Genomic DNA, 22,102 nt, shown 5'->3' on the forward strand with positions numbered 1-22,102 from the left:
CAGCCGCACGGGACGGGACGACCGCCCTCAGCCGAGAATGAACACCACGCAGCCGGCGGTCAGCGCCCCCATCGTGCCGTTGAACGCGCGCCAGGCACGCGGCCCCTTGAGCCAGCGGCCGATGGCCATGCCGAAGCCGGCCCACAGCGAGATGCAGGGGAAGGCGATCAGTTCGGAGACCCCGGCCAGCAGCAGCGCGTTGATCACGGTGTTGCCCTCCTCGGGCAGGAAACTCGCCATCAGCGTCAGGCCCATCACCCAGGCCTTGGGATTGGCGAACTGGAAGGCCGCGGCCTGCCAGAAGCTCAGCGGGCGGCCTTCACCCTCATCGAAGCTGGGCGGCGGTGCGGTGGCGATGCCCCAGGCCAGGTACAGCAGGTAGAGGCTGCCGACCACGCGCAGCGTCGTCTGCACCATCGGGAAGCGTTCGAACACCAGCCCCAGGCCCAGCGCCACCGCCGTGAACAGCACGAAGCAGCCGCCCATGATGCCCAGCAGGTGCGGCAGGGTGCGCCGGTAGCCATAGTTGGCCCCGGAGGCGGTCAGCATCATGTTGTTGGGCCCCGGCGTGATGGTCATGGAGATCATGAACAGGGCGGCGGGGCCGAGGGCGGCGAGCGTGTCCATCTTGAATTGTACCCCTACATTTTCTGGTGGGACGGCTTCTTCTTGCCGACCTTTTCGAGAATAATGGGCACAAATATGGCGTCAAAGGTTTTATTGTCACCATGACAATCTGGACACCCGCGCTGCCCGAAGGCGGCCCACGCTACCGTCGCATCGCCGAGGCCATGGCCGCGGCGATCGGCAACGGCGAGCTCGCCCCGGGCGAGAAGCTGCCGCCCCAGCGTCGGCTGGCCGATCGCCTCGGCGTGACCGTCGGCACCATCACCCGCGCCTATGCCGAGGCCCAGCGCCAGGGCTGGGTGGAGTCCAGGGTCGGCAGCGGCACCTACGTGCGCCAGCCGGCCGAGGAGGACCACCTGCCCTTCTTCCGCGCCGGCCAGCCGGCGGACGACGGCGTGATCGACATCAGCATGAGCCTGCCGCCGCCTCACCCGCTGCGCGCCAGGGGCCTCAAGCGTGCGCTGGCGGGCCTCATCGACTCGCCCGAGGCCGTGCAGGCGGCCACCGAGTACCAGCCCGAGGCCGGCAGTGAAGTCCAGCGGGCGCGCATCGCCGCCTGGCAGGGCCGGCTCGGTCTGCCCGACGACCCCGAGCGCCTGCTGATCACCCAGGGCGGCCAGCATGGCATTCACCTGCTGGTGCATCACCTCGCCCAGCCCGGCGACCTGGTGGCCGCCGACGCCCTCACCTACCCGGGCTTCGTGTGCGCGGCCCAGCAGGCCCACCTGCGTCCGATGGCGGTGCCGATGGACGCCGACGGCATGGACATGGACGCCCTGGCCCGGCTGTGCGCCCGCCAGCCACCGCGCCTGATCTACACCACGCCGGATCTCAACAACCCCACCGGGGCACGGCTCGGCGAGGCAAGGCGCGAGCGCCTGGTGGCGCTGGCCCGTGAGCACGACATCTGGCTGATCGAGGACGCGGTGCAGTACCTGCCCGAGGCCCAGCGCGGCACGCCGCTGGTCAGCCTGGCGCCGGAGCGCACGCTGCACGTGTTCAGCACCTCCAAGGTGATGGCCGGCGGCCTGCGCATCGGCAGCCTCACGGTGCCGGAACGGCTGCAGGAGCGGCTGTGCTCGGCGCTGCGCTCCCAGAGCTGGATGGTGCCGCCGCTGATGGTGGAGGCGGCCTGCCGCTGGATGGAGGACCCGGACAGCCACGAACTGCTGCGCTGGCAGGTCGAGGAGCTGGCCGCTCGCCGCGCGCTGGCCCTCGAGCGCCTGGCCGACTACGGGCCGCAGAGCCGCGAGGGCTCGTCGCTGGTCTGGCTGCCGCTGCCGGCGGGCCGACGCAGCAGCGAGGTACAGGCGCTGCTCGCGCGACGCGGGGTCAAGGTCTCCACGCCCGAACCGTTCTGCATGGGCAGCGAGCCGGCGCCCCAGGCCATCCGCCTGTGCCTGGGGCCGGCCGAGACCCGCGAGGCGCTCGAGCGGGCGCTGACCACCGTCGACGAACTCTTGGGCGAGCCGCCCGCCTCGCCCTGGCAGACGCTATAGCCCATCGAGTGCCGGCCACACCGGCCGGCAACGCCCCGGCGCCAGGGCGCCAATACCTGTTCCTGCTGATCGGCACCACCTCGATGGATGGAACCGGACCCAACGCCTGTCCGATCACGACGCCCTCATCATTCCCCTCACAGAACGCGTCCGCGAGTGGACCATCCACGCCCCAGCGCCTACACCTTGAACATGACCCTTCCGAATACAGGGAATGTCGCGGGCCGCGGCGCCCGGGGCGTGCTGCGCTTCCTGGGGCTGGTGGCGCTGGGCGGCCTGACCGGCGGCCTGGCGGCGCTGGCCGCCGTGGGCTTCGTCGGCGCCGTGGTATGGCTCAATGACCTGCTGCTGGTGTCGCCGCGCGGGCGCATGATGTTCGCCCACCCCGAGTGGCTGGCCATGGCCACGGTGCTGGTGCCGACGCTGGGCGGGCTGATCGTCGGCCAGCTGCATCGCGCCATTCCCGAGGGCCGCCCGCATACGCCCGCCGACGCCATCGCCGCCGTGCAGACCCGCCGCGGCCGCCTGCCGCCGCGCGCCGGGGCACTGTCCGCGCTGTCGGGGCTGGTGTCGCTGGGCGCCGGGGCCTCGGTGGGCCAGTACGGGCCGCTGGTGCACATGGGCGCGAGCCTCGGCTCCGCGGGGGCCCGCCTGCTGAGACTGGGCCGCTCCGAGGACAACATCACCATCGCCTGTGGCGTGGCCGCGGCCATCGCCACCGCCTTCAACGCCCCGCTGGCCGGCATCGTCTTCGCCCACGAGGTGGTGCTGCGCCACTATGCCCTGCGCGCCTTCGCCCCGGTGGCGGCCGCCGCCCTGGTCGGCCACGTGATCGCCGCCGAGGTGCTCGACCGCGGCGCACTCTTCCACGTCGAACAGCTCGCCATCCCCCGCCCCTGGGAGTTCGGCGTGTTCCTCGTCATCGGCGGGCTCGGCGCACTGGTGGCCGGCGGCTACATGCAGGCCATCCTCGGCGTCGGCCGGCTGGCCCGGCGCCTGCCGCTGCCCGCCCCGCTGCACCCCGCGCTGGCCGGGGCGCTGCTCGGCGTGACCGCGCTGTGGGTGCCCGACATCCTCGGCATGGGCCAGGAGACGCTGCGCTTCGCCACCATCGCCGGCGCCTTCGGCAGCGTGGAGCTCGCGGTGGTGATGGGGCTCAAGCTGGCCGCCACGGCGCTGTGCCTGGGAATGGGCTTCGGCGGCGGCGTGTTCAGCCCGGCGCTGGTGATCGGCACCCTGTTCGGGGCGCTGTGCGGCACCCTGGTGGGCCTGGCCGGGGGCGCCCAGGACACCTTCGTCTTCTACGCCATCTGCGGCATGGTAGCGGTCACCGCGCCGGTGATCGGCGCGCCGCTGACCAGCCTGCTGATCGTCTTCGAACTCACCGGCAGCTACGCGCTGACCACGGCGGCGCTGGCCAGCGTGACCCTGGCCAGCCCCATCGCCGCCCAGCTCTTCGGCCGTTCGCTGTTCGACATCCAGCTGTTGGCCCGAGGGCTCGACCTGTCCTCGGGCCGCGGCCGGGCGGTGATGGAGGACGCCCGGCTGGGCGATCTGCTCAGCCAGGAGGGCGTGACGCTGCGCCCGGAGACCTCGGTCGCGGCGGCCATCCACGCGCTGAGCCAGGCGGGCCACGGCGAGGCCTATCGGGTCGACGCCGACGGCCGCTACCGCGGCAGCCTGACCCTGGCCGACCTGGAGGTGATGCGCGAGCAGGACCGGGGGGACGCCCCGATCGCCGACTGCCCGGCCACGCCGCGCCCGGTGCTGGGCCCCGAGGCCTCGGTCTGGGTCGCCATGCGCCAGCTGCAGGAGATGACCGGCGAGGCCATCGCCGTGGTCGACGAGGACGATACCTTCCATGGCGTGGTCTATGAGTCGAGCATCGCCCGCGCCTTCCTGCGCTACGGCGACGAACTCAGAAAGGAGGAGCACGGTGCGGGCTAGGCGACTATGGGCCGTGATGGCGCTGCTGTCGGGCCTCGCCGCCGGGGGCATGGCGTCGGGCCAGACGGGCCAGGCGAGCCCTGCGAGCGGCACCGGGCCGCTGACGGTGCTGAGCTGGGGCGGCGCCTACGAGCGCGCCCAGCGGCGCGCGCTGTTCACCCCCTTCACCGAGGCCACCGGCATCCCGGTCGCGGTGGCGCGCTACGACGGCGGGCTGGCGGCGCTGCGCCGCGCGGTGGCCGAGCGGGACGTGCCCTGGGACCTCATCGACATGACCCGCAGCGAGGCCATGGCGGCCTGCGAGGCGGGGCTGCTCGAGCCGCTGCCGGCCGAGCTCGCCGCCCCGGCGCCTGACGGCACGCCCGCCGAGCGCGACTTCATCGACGGCGCCTTCGGCGACTGCGGCCTGACCCATTCGGTGTTCGCCACCGTGGTCGCCTATCGCACCGACGCCTTCCCCGGCCGGCGCCCCACCGAGATCGCCGACCTGTTCGACCAGCGGCGCTTCCCCGGCCCTCGCGCGCTGCAGCGCACGCCCTCGGTCAACCTCGAATGGGCGCTGCTGTCCTACGGCGTGCCCCGGGAGGCGCTGTACCGGCTGCTCAGCACCCGCCGCGGCCTGTCGCTGGCCTTCGCCCGGCTGGCGGGGCTCGAGGACCTGCGCTGGTGGGAGACCGGCAGCACGCCGGTCGAACTGCTGCTCGACGGCGAGGTGACCATGGCGTCGGGCTACAACGGGCGCTTCTTCGACGCCATGGCCCACCGCGACGCGCCGATCGCCATCCTCTGGGACGGCCAGGTCCAGGAGCATGAGGTGTGGGCGATCCCCCGCCACGCCCCACACCCCGAGGCGGCACGGCGCTTCATCCGCTTCGCCACCGCCAGCGAGCGCCAGGCGGCGCTGACGCGCTACATTCCCTACGGGCCGTCACGTCGCAGCGCCATGCAGGGGGTCACCACCCATGCCGACAACGGGATCGACATGCGCTTGCACCTGCCCACCCATCCGCTCAACGCCGGCGGCGCGGTGATCAAGGATGACGCCTGGTACGCCAGGAGCCGGACGCGCATCGGCGAGCTCTTCCGCGCGGCGCTGCCGGCGCCCTCCGCCGCGCCCTCAGCCAACGTCGACCGATAGCCACCACCTCCCCTTCGTCCTTCCATGACATGAGCCCCCTGTCGTGTCCGATGAATCGATCGCCCGACTCGCCTTCGCCCGACCCGAATTTGCCCGGTACAAAAAAGGGCCGCCGGGTTTCCCCGCCGGCCCTCTCGATACGCCGCGCCCGAATGCTTACTCGGCGATCTCGATGCGCGCCGCCAGCGGCCCCTTGGCGTCGAGCGCCGCGGTGCTTCCCTCGATCCGGCCCAGGCGCACCAGGCCGGGGGCATAGCCGAAGTCGCGGTAGAAGATCGCCAGGTTGCCCCAGGGCGCGTAGAGGGTAATGTCCCCCACCTCGGGATCGACGCCCTCCGGCTCGCCGTCGGTCGGCAGCGTGCCGGGCAGATCGGCGATCTTCTCGATGGCGTGATAGTCCTGGAGGCTGAGCTCCAGCGGCAGCATGTCCGCGAAGGCTCGGCCGGCCGGCGTGTCGTTCAGGGTGGCGGCCAGGGTCTGGCCTTCCACCACGAGTCGTATCTTCATGCGAGTCTCCGTTGGCGAGGCGCCGTCGGCGAAGGCCGCCGCCACACCCGACAGGGTGACGACGGCCATCGCGGCCTTGAGGGCACGGCGCCGCATGGCGTCAGCGAACCGTGTAGCCGCCATCGACGGCCAGGGCATGGCCCATGACGAAGGTGGAACCCGGGCCGCACAGCCACAGCACCGGATCGGCGATTTCCTCGGTGGTGCCCAGTCGGCGGGCCGGCACCTGCTCCATCAGCAGGTCCATGGCCGCGGTCTCCTGTTCCTTCATGCCGGCCACCATCGGGGTGTCGATGATGCCGGGGCAGACCGCGTTGATGCGGATGCCCCGGTCGGCATACTCGAGCGCCGCGGTCCTGGTCAGGCCGTGCACGCCGTGCTTGGCGGCGTGATAGGCGCCGCGGCCCGGCACGCCGACGAAGCCGCCGAGCGAGGAGCAGTTGACGATGGCGCCGCTGCCCTGCTCGCGCATCTGGCGCAGCTCGTACTTCATGCACAGCCACACGCCGCGCAGGTTGATGCCGTTGACGCGGTCGAACTCGTCGCTCTCCAGGTCCGCGGTCTCGGTGGCGATCGACTGCACGCCGGCGTTGTTGAAGGCGGCATCCAGCGCGCCGAAGGTCGCGACCGTGCGCTCGACCATGGCCTTCACCGAGGCCTCGTCGGTCACGTCACAGGTGATGGCCAGGGGCCGGGCGCCGCTGGCCGCGAGCTCATCGGCGGCGGCCTGGACGGCATCGCCGTCGATATCGGCCATCGCGACCGCCGCGCCGGCCTCGGCGAAGGCCTTCGCCGTCGCCAGCCCCATGCCGGAGGCGGCGCCGGTGACGAGGGCGACCTTGCCCGTGAAATCATGACGCATGTGCGTTCTCCCGAGGTGAGCGTGGATGAATGGCGTCATGCTACGCCGGGCCGGCGACGACGATTAGCCCGCCCAATCCGAAAGCACTCATGATTGCTGCTCATCAGTCTCGCGCAATGGCCACCACCAGGGCGCCCAGCAGCGAGAAGCCCGCCGACAGCACCACGGCCTGATCCCAGCCGGTCACCAGCCCGACCATGCCGTCGAGCTCCTCGCCGTGGGCGATCAGCACCGCGCCCAGGGTGATGCCGATGGCCGAACCGAGATAGCGGGCGGTGTTGTTGGCGCCGCTGCCCATGGCCGTGCGGCTGGCCGGCACGCTGGCCACGGCCTGGCGGCCCAGGGCGGCGTTGAGGATGCCGTTGGCCGCCCCCGCCAGCAGCAGGCCCGGCAGGAAGCGCAGCACCGAACTGTCGGGCTCGGGGCCGAACAGCATCAGCTGGGCCGCGGCGCAGGCGACGAGACCGCCGATCATCATCGCCCGCGGCGACAGGCCCGCCGGCAGCCAGCGCGCCGACAGCGCCGTGACCACGCTGGTCAGCGACCAGCCCAGCAGCACCAAGGCCGCCGCCAGCGCGCCGGTGCCCATGAACCGCTGCAGCAGCGTCGGCACCAGGGTCATCAGGGCGAGGATGCCCGCCCCGGAGGCGAAGGCCGCCACGGTGGCACCCACGAAGTCGGCGCGGCGGAACAGCGACAGGTCGAGAATGGGATTGCGGTGCCGTTTCTCGACGACGATGAAGCCCGCCAGCAGAACCACACCCGCCACGGCCAGCAGCAGGGGCTCGGGACGCGCCCAGCCGATGCGCAGCTCGGTGAGCGCGGACATCAGCGACGCCAGGCCGCCGACCAGCAGCAGGCTGCCGAGCCAGTCCACCCGACCGCTCGGGCTGGCCTCGGTGTCCGGCAGCCGGCGGCGCCCCAGCGCCAGCAGCGCCACGGCGAGCAGCCCGGTGCCGACATAGGCGGCCCGCCAGCCGCCGGCCATGGTCAGCGCCGAGGCGAAGATCGGCCCGCTGGCCACGCCGGCGCCGAGCCCGGCGGCCCAGATGGCCGTGGCGCGAATACGCTCGTGCGTCTCGACGAACACCTGGCCCAGCAGCCCCAGGCCACAGGCGAGGACCGCCGCGCTGCCGAGCCCCTGGATCACCCGCGCCAGGATCAGCGTCAGGCCCTCGGGCGCCAACGCGCCCGCCAGCGAGGCGGCGACCATGATCGCCAGGCCCCACAGAAACACCAGGCGTCGGCCGTGATTGTCCCCCAGGGCGCCGGCGCCCAGCAGGCCGGCCGCCGCCCCGAGCGGCATGCCACTGAGGATCCAGGCCTGGGCACCCGGTCCGGCGGCCAGCGCCTCGGCGGTGGGCGCCAGCGTCGTCAGCGGCACGGTGAAGATCATCAGGGCGAGCATCGTCGCCCCGGACACGATGCTCAGGACGAGCGCCTTGTCGGCGCCCGCCTGTCGCTCGGCCAGCTCCATTACGGCGTCTCGCCGCCGAACTGCTCATCGGTGACCGCTTCCATCCAGGTGACGTTCTCGCCGTTCTCGACCTGCTGAATGGCGATGTGCGTGACCGCGGTGGTGTCGGTGGCGCCGTGCCAGTGCTTGACGCCCGGCGGGCACCAGACCACGTCGCCCGGCTCCATGAGCTGCTTTTCCTGGCCCTCTTCCTGGACCCAGCCGGCACCGTCGGTCACCACCAGCACCTGCCCCGCCGGATGGGTGTGCCAGTGGGAACGTGCCCCCGGCAGGAAGGTCACCTTGCCGCCGTTGACGACGAAGGGATCCTCGTTGGCGAACACCGGCTCGATGTAGGCGCTGCCGGTGAACTTGTCGTCCGGGCCCATGAAGCCGTCGTGCGTGCCGTTCTTGATGACTTCCATGCTCTGGGCGAAGACGCTGGTCGATGCCAGCGCCGCCGTCAGGGCGATAGCGCTAAATCGGATCATGTTGTGTCTCCTTGCTTGGCATTGTGGTGGTCAGGCAGCCGAATGGCCGCGGTGCTGCGCCCGGCCGTTCCTGGCCGGAGTGCCCCCGCCATGGCGGGACGCTCGGTCGTGCCGAGGCGACGACGGGATGTCGCCTCGGCGCTGGATGATGGGTGATCAGGACGCTGACTCGGCGCGCTCGACGTCATGCCGCAGCCAGACGACGCCGCCCGACAGGGCCTCGCAGGCGGCCAGCTGCAGGCGCTGCCCCGCGGCGGGCCGGCTGCCGGCGGGGCCGGCATGCTCGACGATGGCGGATTCCCCGGCCAGGCCGTCGAGCGCCGGGCAGATCAGCGTGCTGAAGGCGTCGATGAGCCCCGCCACGAGGAAGGCGCCGTTGGTGGTGCCGCCGCCCTCGAGCAGCAGATGCGAGACGCCGAAGGCCTCGCCGAGGGCGTCCAGCGCCGAGCTCAGGCGGTCGCCGTCCGGGCCGGCGAACAGGTAGGACACGCCGGCGGCGCGCAGGCGCGCGAGGGCGGCGTCCGTGACCCGCTCGGACAGGATCACCACCGCGTGGTCGCCCTCGATATGATCGGCGTCGAAGCGCAGCCGGCCGGCCGGGTCGATCGCCACGCAGAGGTCGCGCCCGCCGCGCTCGGCCAGATGGTTCGGGCGCGAGACCGGGGCTTCGAGGCGCTCGGGATCGGCGTCCTGAGCGACGAATGCCGCCATGGTCCGGCGGCCGACGATCCAGCCCTCGGCGCCGAGCCGGCCGGCCGCCGCCTCGTAGTGAGTGCCCACGAGATCGTCGATGCGATCGTCGCCCGGATCGCTCCAGCGCGCCGGGTGCAATCGCCCGTCGAGGGAGGTGATCATGTGGCAGGTGATCCTGGGACGCATGGCGGCGGTGACCTCACTGGTCGTAAAGAAAGACATCGACGCGATAGCCCGATCCTAGAGGGGGCCCGGGGATCGATAAATCGCTATCGGCCGTTAGCAGTTATGAGCCTGCATCATCAATGCCCGGCGGACCTCAGCGCCCCAGACGCTCGAAGCGATAGACGAGCTCCGGGCCGCCGGGCTGGCCGTAGGCGAGCTCCGCGGTGACCATGGCGAAGGGCTCGACGAAACGGGCCGTGCGCAGCGCGCCGGCGTCGAGGGGCTCGTAGCCGACGTCCTCGATCAGCTCACGGGCCACCGCCTTGGCGCCGGCATCGTCGCCATAGTAGAGCAGCTGCGGCCGCGGCGCGGCGGCGACGCGGGCCTCGAAGACGCCGAACAGCGCCTCGCTGGGCGAGGTGTTGAAGGCCGCGACCAGCCGCGCCCGGGGCAGGCGCTCGGCGAGCTGCTCCGCCCCCGACGTCGTGGTGCCGACCATCAGGTCACGATCCTGCGCGTCGAGGGGCACGCAGCAGTTCACCACCACCCTGCCGGCGATATCGCCGGCCCGGGCCAGCACGTCCTCGACCCGGGACCAGTGCACCGCCAGCAGCACGGCATCGGCGCCGTCGACGGCCTCGGCCGGCGTGCCCGCGCGTGCGCCCGCCTCCCGCGCCAGGCGCTCGAGCCGCTCCGGCCGGCGCGAATAGCTGAACGTCACGTCATGGCCGGCCCGGGCCCAGATCGTGCCGAGCGTGGCCCCCATCGGGCCGGCGCCGAGTATGCCGATCTTCATCGCGACCTCTCTCACTCATGATGGCCTCTACGATCGGCGACCGTAGCACCCTGTCGGTCGATGAGTAAGCTGTTACCATCGAAAAAGAATTATGAAAGGTGCTCATCAATGCTGAGAGAGAACGTCACCGACCTGATGTCCTTCGTGGTCGTCGCCCGGGTCGGCAGCTTCACCCGCGCCGCCGCCCAGATCGGCGTGTCCCAGTCGGCGCTGAGCCATGCCGTGCGGGGGCTCGAGGGCCGCCTGGGCGTGCGCCTGCTGACGCGCACCACGCGCAAGGTGACGCCGACCTCGGAGGGCGAGCGCGTGCTCGAGCGCATCGCCCCGCACTTCACGCAGATCGAGGAAGAACTCGAGGCGCTGGTCGAGATGCGCGACCGCCCCGCCGGCACCATCCGCATCACCACCACCGACCATGCCGCCAACAGCGTGATCTGGCCCAAGCTGTCACCGGTGCTGAAGGACTACCCCGATCTCAAGGTCGAGGTCGTCACCGACTACAGCCTGACCGATATCGTCGCCGAGAAATTCGACGCCGGCGTGCGGCTGGGCGAACAGGTCTCGGAGGGCATGATCGCGGTGCGCATCGGGCCCGACTTCCGCATGCTGGTGGTCGGCTCGCCGGACTACTTCGAGGGACGCACCATCCCGCGGGACCCGCAGGAGCTGACCGACCACGACTGCATCAACCTGCGCCTGCCCACTCACGGCGGCCTGTACGCCTGGGAGTTCAAGAAGGGCGAGCGTGAGCTCAAGGTGCGCGTCGACGGCCAGTGCACCTTCAACACCATCTATCCCGTGGCCCGAGCCGCGCTGGCCGGCTACGGCCTCGGCTACGTGCCGGAGAACCTGGTGCGCGAGGACATCGACGCCGGCCGCCTGGTGCCGGTGCTGGAGGACTGGAGCCCGCCCTTCCCCGGCTACTTCCTCTACTATCCCCATCGCCGCCAGTCCTCGCTGGCCTTCCGGGTCATCGTGGAGGCGCTCCAGCATCAGGAATGAGACGGCCATTGATGAGCCAGTTTCATAACAGCTGCCTGGCATCAGGATTGCGACTCAAGGCGGGGCTTGCCATCTTGGAGGCAGCCCGACCGACCTTGCCTCCACGGCCGCGCCTGACCATGACCAGGAGATCCCCATGAAACTCGTACCCGCTTCGCTGCTGTCGCTCGCCGTCGCGGCGGCCGTCGCCCTGCCCGCCCAGGCGAACGAACACGCTGCCGACCCGTCATCGGAAGTCCCCACCGCCGAGGGCGTCGCCTCCGTGTCTCCGGCGCTGGCGGACTATACCGAGAACCTGCTGCTGGGCGAGGTGTGGGAGCGTGAGGGCCTCTCGACCCGGGATCGCAGCGTCGCCACCCTGGCCGCCGTGATCGCCCGCGACCATCGCGTCGAGATCCGCGCCCAGCTGGAGCACGCGCTGGACCACGGCGTCACGCCGGCGGAGATCTCCGAGATCATCACCCACCTGGCCTTCTACACCGGCTGGGGCAACGCCATGTCGGCGCTCAACGTGGCCAAGGACGTCTTCGCCGAGCATGACATCGGCGCCGACCAGCTGCCCCCGGCCGACCCCGAGCTGCTGCCGCTCGATGAAGAGGCCGAGCAGGCGCGCCAGGAGATCGTCCAGGAGACCTACGGCGGCTCCTCCGAGGGCGTGCTCCACTACACCACCGAGGCGCTGTTCAAGGACCTGTGGCTGCGACCGGGGCTGACCCCGCGGGACCGCAGCATGGTGACCGTCAGCGCGCTGATCGCCTCCGGCAAGACCGAGCAGGTCGGCTTCCACCTCAACCGCGCCATGGACAACGGCCTGACCCGCGGCGAGGCCTCGGAGCTGCTGACCCAGTTGGCCTTCTACGCCGGCTGGCCCAACATCTTCTCGACCCTGCCGGTGGCCAAGGAGGTCTTCGAGTCGCGCGCCGAGTGATGACGGGCGCCCCGCTCGACTCGCGGCAGGCCGCGAGACAAGGGCCCCGCACGGCGAGCTGCCGTGCGGGGCCTTTGGCGTTCCAGGGCACCCGACCGGGCTCGGCCCTGCGCCAGCGCCCTGGGGTAAATCGGAACCCGGCGGCGGAGCCGCGATCCATTAACAAGCCACGACGACTGCCGATATCGATCGCCCGTCACGGGCCCTCTCCACTCCGACCGCGACAGGGAAGCGCCTGATGATCACCCGCCGCACCTTCCACCGGCTGGCCCTCGCGGGCCTCGCCGCGCCGCTGACGGCACGCTTCGCCACGACGGCGTTCGGCCGGCAGGACGACCGCCTCGAACGGGCCCTGGACGGCCTCGACCAGCTGCACTCGCTCCAGGTCCAGCGCGGCGATCGGCTGCTGGTCGCCGAGGCGCCGCGGGGCCCCGGCCTCGATGCCCTGGCCCCCATCAAGTCGTGCTCGAAGAGCCTGGTGGCGCTGCTGCTGGGCACCGGCATCGCCGAAGGCGAGATCCCCTCGGTCGACAGCCGCCTGGTCGACGTCGCGCCGGGGATCGTGCCCGCGAACGCCACCGAGGGCGTCGAGGACATCACGCTCGAGGACCTGGTGACGCTGCGCGCCGGCCTCGAGAGCACGTCCGGGCAGAACTACGGCGCCTGGGTGGCCTCTGCCGACTGGCTGGACGATGCCCTGACCCGGCCCATGGTGGCGGCGCCCGGGGGCCGGATGATCTATTCGACCGGCACCACCCACGTGCTGGGCGCCGCCCTCGCCGAGGCCTCGGGCCAGAGCCTGCTCGAGCTGGCGCGACGGCGACTGGGCGAACCGATGGGGGTCGAGATCCCGCCCTGGGTGCGCGATCCGCGGGGCTACTATCTCGGCGGCAACGGCATGGCGCTGACGCCGCGGGCCATGCTGTCGCTGGCCCGGATGATCCGCGATGACGGTCGCTTCGACGGCCGCCAGGTGATCCCCGCCGACTGGCTTCGTCGCTCCCTCGAGCCCCGTGCGCGCTCGCCCTATTCGGGCATGGGCTACGGCTATGGCTGGTTCCTCACCGACAGCGGTTTCGTGCTCGCCCGAGGCTATGGCGGCCAGGTCATCGCCGCGCATCGCCAGCGCGACCTGGCCGTCGCCATCACCTCCGCCCCGAACCGCCCGGCACGCTCGGCCGGCTATTTCGGCGAACTGATGCGGCTGCTGGAGGGCCCCGTCCTGCGCCTGGCCGACGAGGACCTCGCCTGAGCGCTCGGTCGCTCAGCCGGCCTCGAGCAGCCGGCGGCCGCCGCCGATCAGCATCAGCGACACGACGGAGAGCGCGACGCTGCCGAGGAAGGTGGCCTGGATGTCGAGGTGGTCCAGCAGCGAGCCGCCGAAGGCGGCACCGAGCAGGATCGCGGCCTGGATGGCGGCGACGATCAGGCTGCCGGCGGCCTCGGGGGCGTCGTCCACGTTCTGCGACAGCCAGGTCATCCAGGCGATCGACATCACCGTGTTCATGGCGCCCCAGATGGCGAGCAGCACCGCCACCGCGGCCGGCCGCTCGCCGACGCCGAGCAGGCCGAGCGTCGAGAGCCCCATCAGCAGCGGCACCGCCTGCAGCAGCCGCACGACATGCCGATGGGCGAGCCTGCCCCCCGCCCAGGTGCCGAGGAAGCCGGCGCAGCCGAGCACCAGGAACATCGCCGTGAGCATCGTCACGCCGACGCCGGTCACGCCCTCCAGGAAGGGCCGCAGGTAGGTGAACATCGAGAAGGCGCCGGAGAAGCAGAACACCACGGCGGCGATGCCCCAGGCGAAATGGGGGCGCTTGAGCACGTCCATCAGCGAACGCAGGGTCTGGCGCCGGTTGGCGGGCAGCGACGGCAGGGTCGCCCACTGCCAGACCAGATTCACCGCCACGATCGGTACCAGCACCCAGAACACCCCGCGCCAGCCGATGATGCCGCCCAGATAGCTGCCGATCGGCGCGGCGAAGGCGGCGGCGATGGCCTGGCCGGTATACATGATCGCCAGCGCCCGAGAAACGTGCTCGGCCTCCACCAGGCGCATGATCACCGCCGTCGCCAGCGACCAGAAACCGCCGATGCAGATCCCCAGCAGCGCGCGGGACAGCATCAGCACCCCGAAGCTCGGCGCGGACGCCATCAGCGCCAGCGAGATCAGCATCAGGGTGGTGATGCCGAGCAGCGCCCACTTGCGGTTCAGGCGCCCGGCCAGGGTGGTCATCAGCAGGCTCGCCGCCACCGCGAAGAAGCCGCTGATCGACACCGCCTGGCCGGTCTGGCCCTCGGTGGCGTTCAGGCCGTCGGCGATGGGCGTCAGCAGGCTGACCGGCATGAACTCGGCGGCGATCAGCATGGCGACACACAGCGACATGGAGCACACGGCGCCCCAGGCAGCGGTCTGCTGGGCGGGCGACAGGGTCGAGGACCGGGCGGTCATGGACGATTCCTTGGGTGATAAAACGATGGGGCGCGCGAGGCACTCGAGCCGTCACCCGCGCGAAGCCGGCCACGCTACCGCTCGCCCGCCCCCTCGACAATCGTCGCCGACGCATCGCCACCATGAATCTGATGCATGGATCGGCGGATGAATGCCGCCCAGAGAGCGGCTAGACTCGCCGTTCATGCCACGGGAGTCATCGATGAAGCGTGAAACACTGGGCGATCTCACCGTCTTCATGCACGTCGCGGAGGAGCGCAGCTTCACCCGTGCCGCGGTGCGGCTGGGCCTCTCGCAGTCCGCCGTCAGCCATGCGGTGCGACGGCTGGAGGCCTCGGTGGGGCTCAAGCTGCTGCACCGTTCGTCGCGCCACGTCTCGACCACGGACCCCGGCGAGAAGCTGCTGGCCTCGCTGCGTCCCGGCTTCGGCCAGATCGAATCGCGCCTCGAGGAGCTGCGCCACCTCGGCGACTCGCCCAGCGGCCGGGTGCGCCTCACCGCCAGCAAGGCCGCCGCCGAGACGCTGCTGATGCCGGTGCTGTCGCAGGTCGTGCGCGACTACCCGGAGATCGAGATCGAGCTGAACCTCGACCCGCATCTCTCCGACCTGGCCGGCGACCGCTTCGACGCCGGCGTGCGGCTGGGCGAGTACGTCGGTCCCGACATGATCGCCGTGCGCGTCGGCCCGCCCCTGCGCATGGCGGCGGTCGCCACGCCCGGCTACTTCGCGGCGCGCGGCCTGCCCCACCACCCCGACGACCTCGACGCCCACGACTGCCTCAGGCTTCGCTTCAGCCCCCACGCGCCTACCTACGAGTGGGAGTTCGAACGCGGCGGGCAAGAGCTCGTGAAGAAGGTCTCGGGCCCCTTCATCTTCAGCGAGAGCGATGTCTGCATCGACGCCGCCAGATCGGGCCACGGCATCGCCTTCGTGACCGAACCCGAGGTGGTCCGGGACATCGAAGCCGGCACCCTGCAACGGGTGCTGGCGGACTGGTGCCCGCCCTTCGATGGCTACCATCTGTTCTACTCGGGCCGGCGCCAGGTCAGCTCCGCCCTGCGGCTGGTGATCGACCGCCTGCGCTACCGGGAGTAAGGCCACGTCGGGAGTGAAGACAGCTTCGGGTGTCGTCGCAGCTCGTCCTCGCCTATCCTGAGCGCCCGCCACGCCAAGGGAGATCATCATGTCCTGGGACCAGCAGGAAATTCGCCTCGCCCCGCGCGAACGGGGCTTCCACCTGATCACCGACGAGATCACGCGCGCCCTGCCCGGCCTGGGGGAGCTCGAGGTCGGCCTGCTGCATCTTCAGCTGCTGCACACCTCGGCCTCGCTGACCCTCAACGAGAACGCCGACCCGGACGTGCGCCACGACCTGGACGCCTTCCTGCGCGACCTGGTACCGGGCGACCTGCCCTATTTCAGGCACACCATCGAGGGGCCGGACGACATGCCCGCTCACGTGGCGGCCAGCCTGCTCGGCACCCAGCTGACCCTGGCGGTGCGCAACGGTCGACTGGCGCTGGGCACCTGGCAGGGGCTCTATCTCGGCGAACATCGCGACCACGGTGGCAGCCGGCGCATCATGGCCACCCTCAATGGTCGCCCCCGCCAGCCGCCCTCCGCGGGATGATCCGGACGCGACGGACTATGCTTGAAGTCAGGAAGACACGCCTGCCAGGCAGGGAGGCGCGGCAATCGATGGCTCGGCCTGCGAGGCCGAAGGAGTGCACGTCATGGCCATGCCGATGACGATCAGGGAGTACCTCCGCGCCTGCGACATCGAGTACGAGGAGGTCACCCACCCACACGCGGTTTCCACCAGCCGCATCGCCGAGATGTCCCACGTCGGCGGCAACCAGATAGCCAAGGCCGTCATGCTGCACGGCGATCAGGGATATCGCGTCGCCGTGGTGCCCAGCACCCGGGATGCGGACCTGGACAAACTCTCACGGCTGTTCCACGAGCACCTCGAACTCGCCTCCGAGGAGGAGATCCAGCGCGAGTTCGACGACTGCGACCCCGGCGCGGCCATCGCCGTGGGTCAGGCCTACGGCCTGAAGGTCTATCTCGATGACCAGCTTCGTCACCAGCCCGACATCTACTTCGATGCCGGCGACCACGAGACGCTGGTGCACATGAGCGGCAACGCGTTCGACCGCCTGATGGCCGACAGCCCACACGGCGCCTTCAGTCGCCCCCACTGAGTCGGCTCGCACGACACGACAATCGGCCACGCCCCCAAGGGGCGTGGCCGATTCACGTTGGCTCGGGCAGCGCGCTCGCTCAGGCGCTGCGGACGTACTTGATGAAGGGCGTCAGCGCCCCGACCCGGTCATAGAGACGGCGTGCCGGCTCGTTGAATTCCTGGGTCATCCAGTAGATGTCCGTGACGCCGTCCTCGCCGGCCTGGTGACAGGTGCGCTCGATCAGCTGGCGGCCCACTCCCCGGCCGCGATGGCAAGGGTCGACGAACAGGTCCTGGAGATAGCAGACGGGCCCCAGCTTCCAGCAGTGCGCGTGATAGAGATAATGCACGAGCCCCGCGAGCACGGGCGTCTCGCTGCCCGTGGCATCCATCACTTCCGCCACGAAACCGCAGGGCTCGCTCTCCCCCAGCGCCAGCAGCCGCTCGAAGGTGTGATCGTAGACGGCCTCGGGAAGTTCGGTGTCGTAGAAGGCGAGATAGTCCTGCCACAGGCGTGCCCATTCCGGCTTGTCGCTCATCTGAAGCGGGCGGATCAGAAAGGAGTGATCGGACATGAGAACTTCCTCGTCGGTCTTGGCTTTCTTGTCGGTCTCGATGTTATTCACGGCGGGTCGATGGGTTCTCGTGGTTCACGGCCCGAGGCTCGGCGACTCAGCACGTCTCGAGCAGCAGGTTGCGCGGCGTCAGCTCGCGTTCGCAGAAGGTCCCGAGGCGCACCCGCTGCCCGGCTTCGACCAGTCGCCAGGCACGGTCGAGCACCAGCCAGACCTCGAGCGGCCGACGAAACAGGTGCCGCACCAGCTCCAGGCGTTCGACCTCGGTCTGGCGTTGCCAGCCGGCGGCCTCGAAGGACGCCCAGTCCACCACGTCGGGCAGTGTGACACCCTTGCTGTCGGCCGCCCAGCGGCAGAAGCCGGCGAAGTCGTCGGGAAGCCTGCCGTAGGCGCAACTGGGTACGGGAAGGTATTCATCGCGGCCGCGGACCTCGCGCTGCAGGCGGTCGAAGCCCAGCCGCCAGGCGTTGGCGCGCCGACGATGACGCCGCACGCCCTGCGGTGCCGTGACCGTCTCCTGGACCGCCATGGCCAGATCCTCCCGCGACAGGGTCAGGCCGTGTTCGGCCATCAGCGCTCGCCCCCGGGCCGACAGCGCGCGGTAGTCGACGGCCTCGGTGCGGTGATAGCAGCAGGGCGACAGCGTCACCGCCGCGCCGCGCTCGGCGGCCAGCTCGAGCAGCCGGGCGTGCAGGTCGCCGCAGGCGTGCAGCGCCGCCACGCGCCGTCCGGGGGCCAGCCAGTCGCCGGCGTCCTCGGCCATCACGTCCTGACGATGCAGCCGCACCGGCTGCCCCTGCCGCTCGGCCAGCGCCTGCCCCGCCTCGCACAGCGACGCCTGCCACTCCAGGCCGGTGACCGGCCGGCCGTCCCGCCGGGCCAGTGTCCGTGACAGATGGCCCTTGCCGGCACACCACTCCAGCAGCGACGCCGCGTCGTCCGGTGCCACGCAGCCGGCGAAGGCCTGGATCTGACGCCACTTGCGCGCGCCGATGCCCTCGCCCCAGGCGTCCGGCAACGCCGTGTCGTCCGAGGCCAGTCGCGGCAGTTCGACCGCCTCGGCCAAGGCGTCGACCGGCAGCCAGGCCGCCAGCGGCGAGGCGTCGAAGGGGCTTGCCTGGAGGCGGTCGGTCTCGTCGTCGGACAGCGCCATCAGTGCCTCGGCGAGCCCGGGGGCGCGCTCGCCCCAGGGCACCTCGCGATGCTGAAACGGCAGCGGCCGCCACAGCGACTGCGCCTCGGCGAGCAGGCGCGTCAGCGCCGTGAAGCGTGCTTCCAGGGCCGGCTCAGATGGCATTGCGCAGGCCGAGCTCGTAGGGATGCGGGTGGAGATAGGACTGGGCGCGAATGTAGTCGGACCCGTGGCGCTGGATATAGTGGTTGAGCAGCCGCATCGGCACCGCCAACGGCACCTGCTCCAGACGATACTCCTCCACCGCGGCCAGCAGGTCCTGGCGGGTATCGCCATCCAGCGCACGCTTGAGATAGCCCATCACGTGCATCAGCGCATTGGCGTGGGACTTGCGGGTGGCCGGCCGCGACAGCGCCGCCATGAAGCGCTGGAGATAGTGGATCATGGCGTCTTCCAGCGGCACGTCGTGGGCCTCGCCCAGATAGCGCCCCAGCTCGCGGTAGGTCTCGACCCGGTGGGCCATCAGCAGGAACTTCTGGCGGCTGTGAAACTGGATCAGGGCGTGACGGCTGGGAGCCGGCTCGACGTTGCGCTTCCAGTCGTCCAGGGCGTAGACGCGGGTGATGAAGTTCTCGCGCAGCACCGGGTCGTTGAGCCGCGCCTCCTCCTCCAGCGGCAGCTCGGGATAGTCACGACGCATGGCGCGCACGAAGGCGCCGGAATCGGCATGACTGGGCATGCCGTTGGGATGGTAGACCTTGACCCGTTCGAGGCCGCAGCTGGGCGAGCCCTTCATCAGCACGAAGCCGCGCAGGTGCCGGTGCGCCTCGATGAAGGACGCGCTGACCTCCTCCAGGCGCTCGGTGACGTCCAGCGACTCATCGACGCTGCCCTTGACCCGCGGCGTCTCGCCGGTCTTGCCGACCAGGCGAATCGGCTCCCGGGGCACGCCCAGGCCGGCGGCCAGCTCCGGACAGAAGGGCTCGAACGCGAAGCGCTCCGCCAGCACCTGCAGGCAGTAGCGGGATCGCTTGTGACCGCCGTTGTAGCGCACTTCCTGGCCGGTCAGGCAGGCACTGATACCGACCGGAATGCCCTCTTGCGGATGCGACGTCATGGCGAGGCTCCTTGCCCTGGAATGGATGCGACACGTGAGTCCGCACAGGATAACGCCGCCCCCCTCGCATCGCGAGCGCGAGCGCGAGCGGGCAGAGCGACTCGGCCGACGTTTCTTAATAATCCCTTAAGCCTGGACCGACAGGCTATGGCCCACGCCAAGGGACCGTCTCACCCTCATTCCGCGCTCGGCATTCACCGAACGTCGATGCCATGAGCACGCTCTACGGGCCGTCGTCACATAGTGATACGACGGCCCTTGTAGTAGAATTACGCGCGATTTTTTCCCTCCTCCCTCCAATCCCAGGATGCATTCGCCATGCTGACAAGATGTCGACCGCAACACTGGCCCCGGCAACACGACCGGTGGCCAGGTTTTCTCGTGCTCGCGGCACTGCTGCTGTTCAGCCCCCAGGTGCTGGCCGCCGGCGCCGGTGAGCTCGATCTGACCTATACGCTGAGCGGCTTCATTGCCGTCACGCTGTTCATCCTCGCCTATGCGCTGGTCATGGCCGAGGAGAAGCTGCACATGCGCAAGTCGAAGCCCGTGCTGGTCGCGGCTGGCCTTATCTGGACGTTGATCGGTTGGGTCTACGTCCAGGAAGGCCTGCCGGATGCCGCCGAACACGCCTTCAAGGAAACCCTGCTGGAATACACCGAGCTGCTGCTGTTCCTGCTGGTGGCGATGACCTATGTCAACGCCATGGAAGAGCGCCGCGTGTTCGACAAGCTGCGCGCCTGGATGGTCGAGAAGGGCTTCAGCTATCGCGCCCTGTACTGGATCACCGGCATTCTCGCCTTCTGGATCTCCACCGTGGCCAACAACCTGACCACCGCCATGCTGATGTGCGCGGTGGTGCTCAAGGTGGCCGAAGGTGACAAGCGCTTCATCGGCCTGTGCTGCATCAACATCGTGGTGGCCTCCAACGCCGGCGGCGCCTTCAGCCCCTTCGGCGATATCACCACGCTGATGGTCTGGCAGGCCAAGCTGGTCGAGTTCCAGGAGTTCTTCGAACTGCTGGGGCCGTCGCTGGTCAACTACCTGGTGCCGGCGATCATCATGAGCCTGTTCATCAAGAACAAGAAGCCGAGCCCGCTGGAGGAGCACATCTGGCTCAAGCGCGGCGCGCGGCGCATCGTCTGCCTGTTCCTGCTGACCGTGGTGATCTCGGTGCTGTGCCACACGGTGCTGCACCTGCCGCCGGCGCTGGGCATGATGACCGGGCTCGGCTTCCTGCAGTTCTTCGGCTACTACCTGCGTCGCAGCCTGCCGCGTTCGCTGGAACGCAAGCGCACCCGCTACAGCCAGCGCGGCGACTGGCGCAAGCTCGAGTCGCTGGGCAGCGTGGTGCCGTTCGACGTCTTCACCCGGATCGCCCGCTCGGAGTGGGATACCCTGCTGTTCTTCTACGGCGTGGTGATGAGCGTCGGCGGCCTGGGCTTCATGGGCTATCTGGGCCTGCTCTCCCAGACCCTCTACGCCGGCTGGGACCCGACCTGGGCCAACGTGGTGCTGGGCGTGATCTCGGCGGTGGTCGACAACATCCCGGTGATGTTCGCGGTGATCTCCATGGACCCCGACATGTCGATGGGCAACTGGCTGCTGATCACCCTGACCGCCGGCGTGGGCGGCAGCCTGCTCTCGGTGGGCTCCGCCGCCGGGGTGGCGCTGATGGGCCAGGCCCGCGGCATCTACACCTTCGCCGCCCACATGCGCTGGGCACCGGTCATCGCCCTGGGCTACGTGGCCAGCGTGCTCACGCACCTGTGGCTCAACGCCGACAGCTTCAGCGTCTTCCACTGACGGAGGCCCGCCCCTCGGGGCGGCATCGGCACGATAGACCACGTGCGGCGGGCCTCGGCCCGCCGCACGTGGTGTTGTCGCAGGCGTCAGCGGCGTTGCCGCGCGCCGCTCTCCTCACCGTGGCGCGGCATTCAGCGCTCCAGCCCCAGTCGCCGATGCCAGTCGGCGAGGCTCTCGTCCGGATAGCCGTCGAAGCAGCGATCATCGGGCCCCGCCTCGATCTCCACCCAGCTCGCCCTGCTGCCAAGCATCAGGTGCACGCGTTCGGGCGGCAGTGGCAGGTCGCCGTCGATCGCCGAGGCGAAGGGATGGACGAGCTCGGGCCAGCGCGGATCGAACACCCACAGCGCGCTGCCGCAGCGTGAGCAGAAGTGCCGCTCGCCCGGGCTTTGCTCGCCGTCGATCACGGCATGATAGACCGTCTCGTGCTCGGCTCCCTCGATCTCAAGCGTCTCGGCCAGCGCGCCGAGATTGATGGCGTAGCCGCCCCCGCCCGCGGTCTTGCGGCAGATCGAGCAGTAGCAGCGATTGAACGGATAGGGATGCGGCGCTTGCACGCGGAAGCGGATCGCGCCGCAGTGACAGGACCCCTCGAGTTGCATGGTGTCGCTCCTTGGACATTCAGCTCTGGCATTCAGCTCTGGTATTCAACCCTGCCCTCCAGACTAGTCGACACTTGATCGAAGATGACGCCCGGAACGGCCATCGGCCGGGCATGCCCGGCCG

General features: G+C 70.3%; 22 protein-coding genes. 10 read left to right on the forward strand and 12 right to left on the reverse strand.

Annotation, left to right across the window (positions count from 1 at the left end; translation table 11 throughout):
- Window positions 1-27: 27 nt before the first annotated feature.
- Complete coding sequence (locus tag FIU88_RS10740) at window positions 28-627, reverse strand: LysE family translocator (RefSeq protein ID WP_152479228.1); 600 nt, start codon at window positions 625-627, stop codon at window positions 28-30.
- Between the two features lie 101 nt (window positions 628-728).
- Here FIU88_RS10740 and FIU88_RS10745 point away from each other — a divergent pair, with 101 nt between their 5' ends.
- The 3 genes from FIU88_RS10745 to FIU88_RS10755 all read left to right on the forward strand — a co-directional run bounded on the left by FIU88_RS10745 (window position 729) and on the right by FIU88_RS10755 (window position 5,211).
- Window positions 729-2,126, forward strand: a complete 1,398-nt coding sequence (locus tag FIU88_RS10745; RefSeq protein ID WP_152479229.1) for a PLP-dependent aminotransferase family protein — start codon at window positions 729-731, stop codon at window positions 2,124-2,126.
- Window positions 2,127-2,318: 192 nt separating this feature from the next.
- Window positions 2,319-4,073, forward strand: coding sequence for a chloride channel protein (locus tag FIU88_RS10750; protein WP_253742813.1), 1,755 nt, complete (start codon window positions 2,319-2,321; stop codon window positions 4,071-4,073).
- Entirely contained in the window at window positions 4,063-5,211 is a 1,149-nt protein-coding gene (locus FIU88_RS10755) for an ABC transporter substrate-binding protein (protein WP_253742506.1), read from the forward strand. The genes FIU88_RS10750 and FIU88_RS10755 overlap by 11 nt, the downstream gene beginning before the upstream one ends.
- Window positions 5,212-5,367: 156 nt before the next feature.
- Here FIU88_RS10755 and FIU88_RS10760 read toward each other — a convergent pair whose 3' ends face one another.
- From FIU88_RS10760 to FIU88_RS10785, 6 genes are all read right to left on the reverse strand, one after another.
- A complete protein-coding gene (locus FIU88_RS10760; protein WP_152479230.1) occupies window positions 5,368-5,718 on the reverse strand; it encodes a cyclophilin-like fold protein in 351 nt (116 codons plus the stop codon).
- A 100-nt stretch (window positions 5,719-5,818) separates the two neighbouring features.
- On the reverse strand, window positions 5,819-6,580 hold the full coding sequence (locus FIU88_RS10765; RefSeq protein WP_152479231.1) for an SDR family oxidoreductase: 762 nt from the start codon (window positions 6,578-6,580) through the stop codon (window positions 5,819-5,821).
- Window positions 6,581-6,683: 103 nt separating this feature from the next.
- On the reverse strand, window positions 6,684-8,057 hold the full coding sequence (locus FIU88_RS10770) for an MFS transporter (protein ID WP_152479232.1): 1,374 nt from the start codon (window positions 8,055-8,057) through the stop codon (window positions 6,684-6,686).
- A complete protein-coding gene (locus FIU88_RS10775; protein ID WP_172977709.1) occupies window positions 8,057-8,527 on the reverse strand; it encodes a cupin domain-containing protein in 471 nt (156 codons plus the stop codon). Before FIU88_RS10775 ends, FIU88_RS10770 begins: the two co-directional genes overlap by 1 nt.
- 156 nt (window positions 8,528-8,683) lie before the next feature.
- The gene (locus tag FIU88_RS10780) at window positions 8,684-9,442 is read right to left on the reverse strand and encodes a dihydrofolate reductase family protein (protein ID WP_216647271.1); all 759 of its coding nucleotides are present in this window, start codon (window positions 9,440-9,442) and stop codon (window positions 8,684-8,686) included.
- Window positions 9,443-9,539: 97 nt separating this feature from the next.
- A complete protein-coding gene (locus tag FIU88_RS10785; protein WP_152479233.1) occupies window positions 9,540-10,181 on the reverse strand; it encodes an NADPH-dependent F420 reductase in 642 nt (213 codons plus the stop codon).
- A gap of 108 nt (window positions 10,182-10,289) precedes the next feature.
- Here FIU88_RS10785 and FIU88_RS10790 point away from each other — a divergent pair, with 108 nt between their 5' ends.
- The 3 genes from FIU88_RS10790 (at window position 10,290) to FIU88_RS10800 (ending at window position 13,363) form a co-directional block, all read left to right on the forward strand.
- Entirely contained in the window at window positions 10,290-11,183 is an 894-nt protein-coding gene (locus tag FIU88_RS10790) for a LysR family transcriptional regulator (RefSeq protein ID WP_152479234.1), read from the forward strand.
- 136 nt (window positions 11,184-11,319) lie between these two features.
- A complete protein-coding gene (locus FIU88_RS10795; RefSeq protein ID WP_152479235.1) occupies window positions 11,320-12,111 on the forward strand; it encodes a carboxymuconolactone decarboxylase family protein in 792 nt (263 codons plus the stop codon).
- A gap of 238 nt (window positions 12,112-12,349) precedes the next feature.
- Window positions 12,350-13,363 carry a serine hydrolase gene (locus tag FIU88_RS10800; protein ID WP_152479236.1) on the forward strand — a complete coding sequence of 338 codons (1,014 nt, stop codon included), beginning with the start codon at window positions 12,350-12,352 and terminating at the stop codon, window positions 13,361-13,363.
- 12 nt (window positions 13,364-13,375) lie between these two features.
- Here FIU88_RS10800 and FIU88_RS10805 read toward each other — a convergent pair whose 3' ends face one another.
- The gene (locus tag FIU88_RS10805) at window positions 13,376-14,563 is read right to left on the reverse strand and encodes an MFS transporter (RefSeq protein ID WP_152479237.1); all 1,188 of its coding nucleotides are present in this window, start codon (window positions 14,561-14,563) and stop codon (window positions 13,376-13,378) included.
- Between the two features lie 202 nt (window positions 14,564-14,765).
- Here FIU88_RS10805 and FIU88_RS10810 point away from each other — a divergent pair, with 202 nt between their 5' ends.
- The 3 genes from FIU88_RS10810 to FIU88_RS10820 all read left to right on the forward strand — a co-directional run bounded on the left by FIU88_RS10810 (window position 14,766) and on the right by FIU88_RS10820 (window position 16,768).
- Window positions 14,766-15,659, forward strand: coding sequence for a LysR family transcriptional regulator (locus tag FIU88_RS10810; protein ID WP_152479238.1), 894 nt, complete (start codon window positions 14,766-14,768; stop codon window positions 15,657-15,659).
- Window positions 15,660-15,747: 88 nt separating this feature from the next.
- On the forward strand, window positions 15,748-16,194 hold the full coding sequence (locus FIU88_RS10815; protein ID WP_152479239.1) for a secondary thiamine-phosphate synthase enzyme YjbQ: 447 nt from the start codon (window positions 15,748-15,750) through the stop codon (window positions 16,192-16,194).
- Between the two features lie 103 nt (window positions 16,195-16,297).
- Window positions 16,298-16,768 carry an aminoacyl-tRNA deacylase gene (locus FIU88_RS10820; protein ID WP_152479240.1) on the forward strand — a complete coding sequence of 157 codons (471 nt, stop codon included), beginning with the start codon at window positions 16,298-16,300 and terminating at the stop codon, window positions 16,766-16,768.
- Between the two features lie 79 nt (window positions 16,769-16,847).
- Here the strand turns inward: FIU88_RS10820 and FIU88_RS10825 are convergent, their stop codons facing one another.
- From FIU88_RS10825 to FIU88_RS10835, 3 genes are all read right to left on the reverse strand, one after another.
- Entirely contained in the window at window positions 16,848-17,324 is a 477-nt protein-coding gene (locus tag FIU88_RS10825) for a GNAT family N-acetyltransferase (protein WP_172977710.1), read from the reverse strand.
- Between the two features lie 97 nt (window positions 17,325-17,421).
- Complete coding sequence (locus FIU88_RS10830; RefSeq protein WP_152479242.1) at window positions 17,422-18,621, reverse strand: methyltransferase; 1,200 nt, start codon at window positions 18,619-18,621, stop codon at window positions 17,422-17,424.
- Window positions 18,611-19,573: a DUF1722 domain-containing protein gene (locus tag FIU88_RS10835; RefSeq protein WP_152479243.1), complete on the reverse strand. Its 963-nt coding sequence runs from the start codon at window positions 19,571-19,573 to the stop codon at window positions 18,611-18,613. The genes FIU88_RS10830 and FIU88_RS10835 overlap by 11 nt, the downstream gene beginning before the upstream one ends.
- Window positions 19,574-19,891: 318 nt before the next feature.
- Between FIU88_RS10835 and nhaD the strand changes: the two genes are divergently transcribed.
- Window positions 19,892-21,376, forward strand: a complete 1,485-nt coding sequence (nhaD, locus tag FIU88_RS10840; protein WP_152479244.1) for a sodium:proton antiporter NhaD — start codon at window positions 19,892-19,894, stop codon at window positions 21,374-21,376.
- 131 nt (window positions 21,377-21,507) lie between these two features.
- Here nhaD and FIU88_RS10845 read toward each other — a convergent pair whose 3' ends face one another.
- Window positions 21,508-21,978, reverse strand: a complete 471-nt coding sequence (locus FIU88_RS10845) for a GFA family protein (protein WP_152479245.1) — start codon at window positions 21,976-21,978, stop codon at window positions 21,508-21,510.
- Window positions 21,979-22,102: the final 124 nt, after the last annotated feature.

The organism is Halomonas sp. THAF12 (assembly GCF_009363675.1).
In the GTDB taxonomy this organism is placed as follows: Bacteria; Pseudomonadota; Gammaproteobacteria; order Pseudomonadales; family Halomonadaceae; genus Halomonas; species Halomonas smyrnensis.

Excerpts from the sequence above, each read along its gene's own strand:
- FIU88_RS10740 (WP_152479228.1), bottom strand. The coding sequence starts at position 627 with ATGGACACGCTCGCCGCCCTCGGCCCCGCCGCCCTGTTCATGATCTCC.
- FIU88_RS10745 (WP_152479229.1), top strand. The coding sequence starts at position 729 with ATGACAATCTGGACACCCGCGCTGCCCGAAGGCGGCCCACGCTACCGT.
- FIU88_RS10750 (WP_253742813.1), top strand. The coding sequence starts at position 2,319 with ATGACCCTTCCGAATACAGGGAATGTCGCGGGCCGCGGCGCCCGGGGC.
- FIU88_RS10760 (WP_152479230.1), bottom strand. The coding sequence starts at position 5,718 with ATGAAGATACGACTCGTGGTGGAAGGCCAGACCCTGGCCGCCACCCTG.
- FIU88_RS10765 (WP_152479231.1), bottom strand. The coding sequence starts at position 6,580 with ATGCGTCATGATTTCACGGGCAAGGTCGCCCTCGTCACCGGCGCCGCC.
- FIU88_RS10770 (WP_152479232.1), bottom strand. The coding sequence starts at position 8,057 with ATGGAGCTGGCCGAGCGACAGGCGGGCGCCGACAAGGCGCTCGTCCTG.
- FIU88_RS10775 (WP_172977709.1), bottom strand. The coding sequence starts at position 8,527 with ATGATCCGATTTAGCGCTATCGCCCTGACGGCGGCGCTGGCATCGACC.
- FIU88_RS10780 (WP_216647271.1), bottom strand. The coding sequence starts at position 9,442 with ATGTCTTTCTTTACGACCAGTGAGGTCACCGCCGCCATGCGTCCCAGG.
- FIU88_RS10785 (WP_152479233.1), bottom strand. The coding sequence starts at position 10,181 with ATGAAGATCGGCATACTCGGCGCCGGCCCGATGGGGGCCACGCTCGGC.
- FIU88_RS10790 (WP_152479234.1), top strand. The coding sequence starts at position 10,290 with ATGCTGAGAGAGAACGTCACCGACCTGATGTCCTTCGTGGTCGTCGCC.
- FIU88_RS10795 (WP_152479235.1), top strand. The coding sequence starts at position 11,320 with ATGAAACTCGTACCCGCTTCGCTGCTGTCGCTCGCCGTCGCGGCGGCC.
- FIU88_RS10800 (WP_152479236.1), top strand. The coding sequence starts at position 12,350 with ATGATCACCCGCCGCACCTTCCACCGGCTGGCCCTCGCGGGCCTCGCC.
- FIU88_RS10805 (WP_152479237.1), bottom strand. The coding sequence starts at position 14,563 with ATGACCGCCCGGTCCTCGACCCTGTCGCCCGCCCAGCAGACCGCTGCC.
- FIU88_RS10810 (WP_152479238.1), top strand. The coding sequence starts at position 14,766 with ATGAAGCGTGAAACACTGGGCGATCTCACCGTCTTCATGCACGTCGCG.
- FIU88_RS10815 (WP_152479239.1), top strand. The coding sequence starts at position 15,748 with ATGTCCTGGGACCAGCAGGAAATTCGCCTCGCCCCGCGCGAACGGGGC.
- FIU88_RS10820 (WP_152479240.1), top strand. The coding sequence starts at position 16,298 with ATGGCCATGCCGATGACGATCAGGGAGTACCTCCGCGCCTGCGACATC.
- FIU88_RS10825 (WP_172977710.1), bottom strand. The coding sequence starts at position 17,324 with ATGTCCGATCACTCCTTTCTGATCCGCCCGCTTCAGATGAGCGACAAG.
- FIU88_RS10830 (WP_152479242.1), bottom strand. The coding sequence starts at position 18,621 with ATGCCATCTGAGCCGGCCCTGGAAGCACGCTTCACGGCGCTGACGCGC.
- FIU88_RS10835 (WP_152479243.1), bottom strand. The coding sequence starts at position 19,573 with ATGACGTCGCATCCGCAAGAGGGCATTCCGGTCGGTATCAGTGCCTGC.
- nhaD (WP_152479244.1), top strand. The coding sequence starts at position 19,892 with ATGCTGACAAGATGTCGACCGCAACACTGGCCCCGGCAACACGACCGG.
- FIU88_RS10845 (WP_152479245.1), bottom strand. The coding sequence starts at position 21,978 with ATGCAACTCGAGGGGTCCTGTCACTGCGGCGCGATCCGCTTCCGCGTG.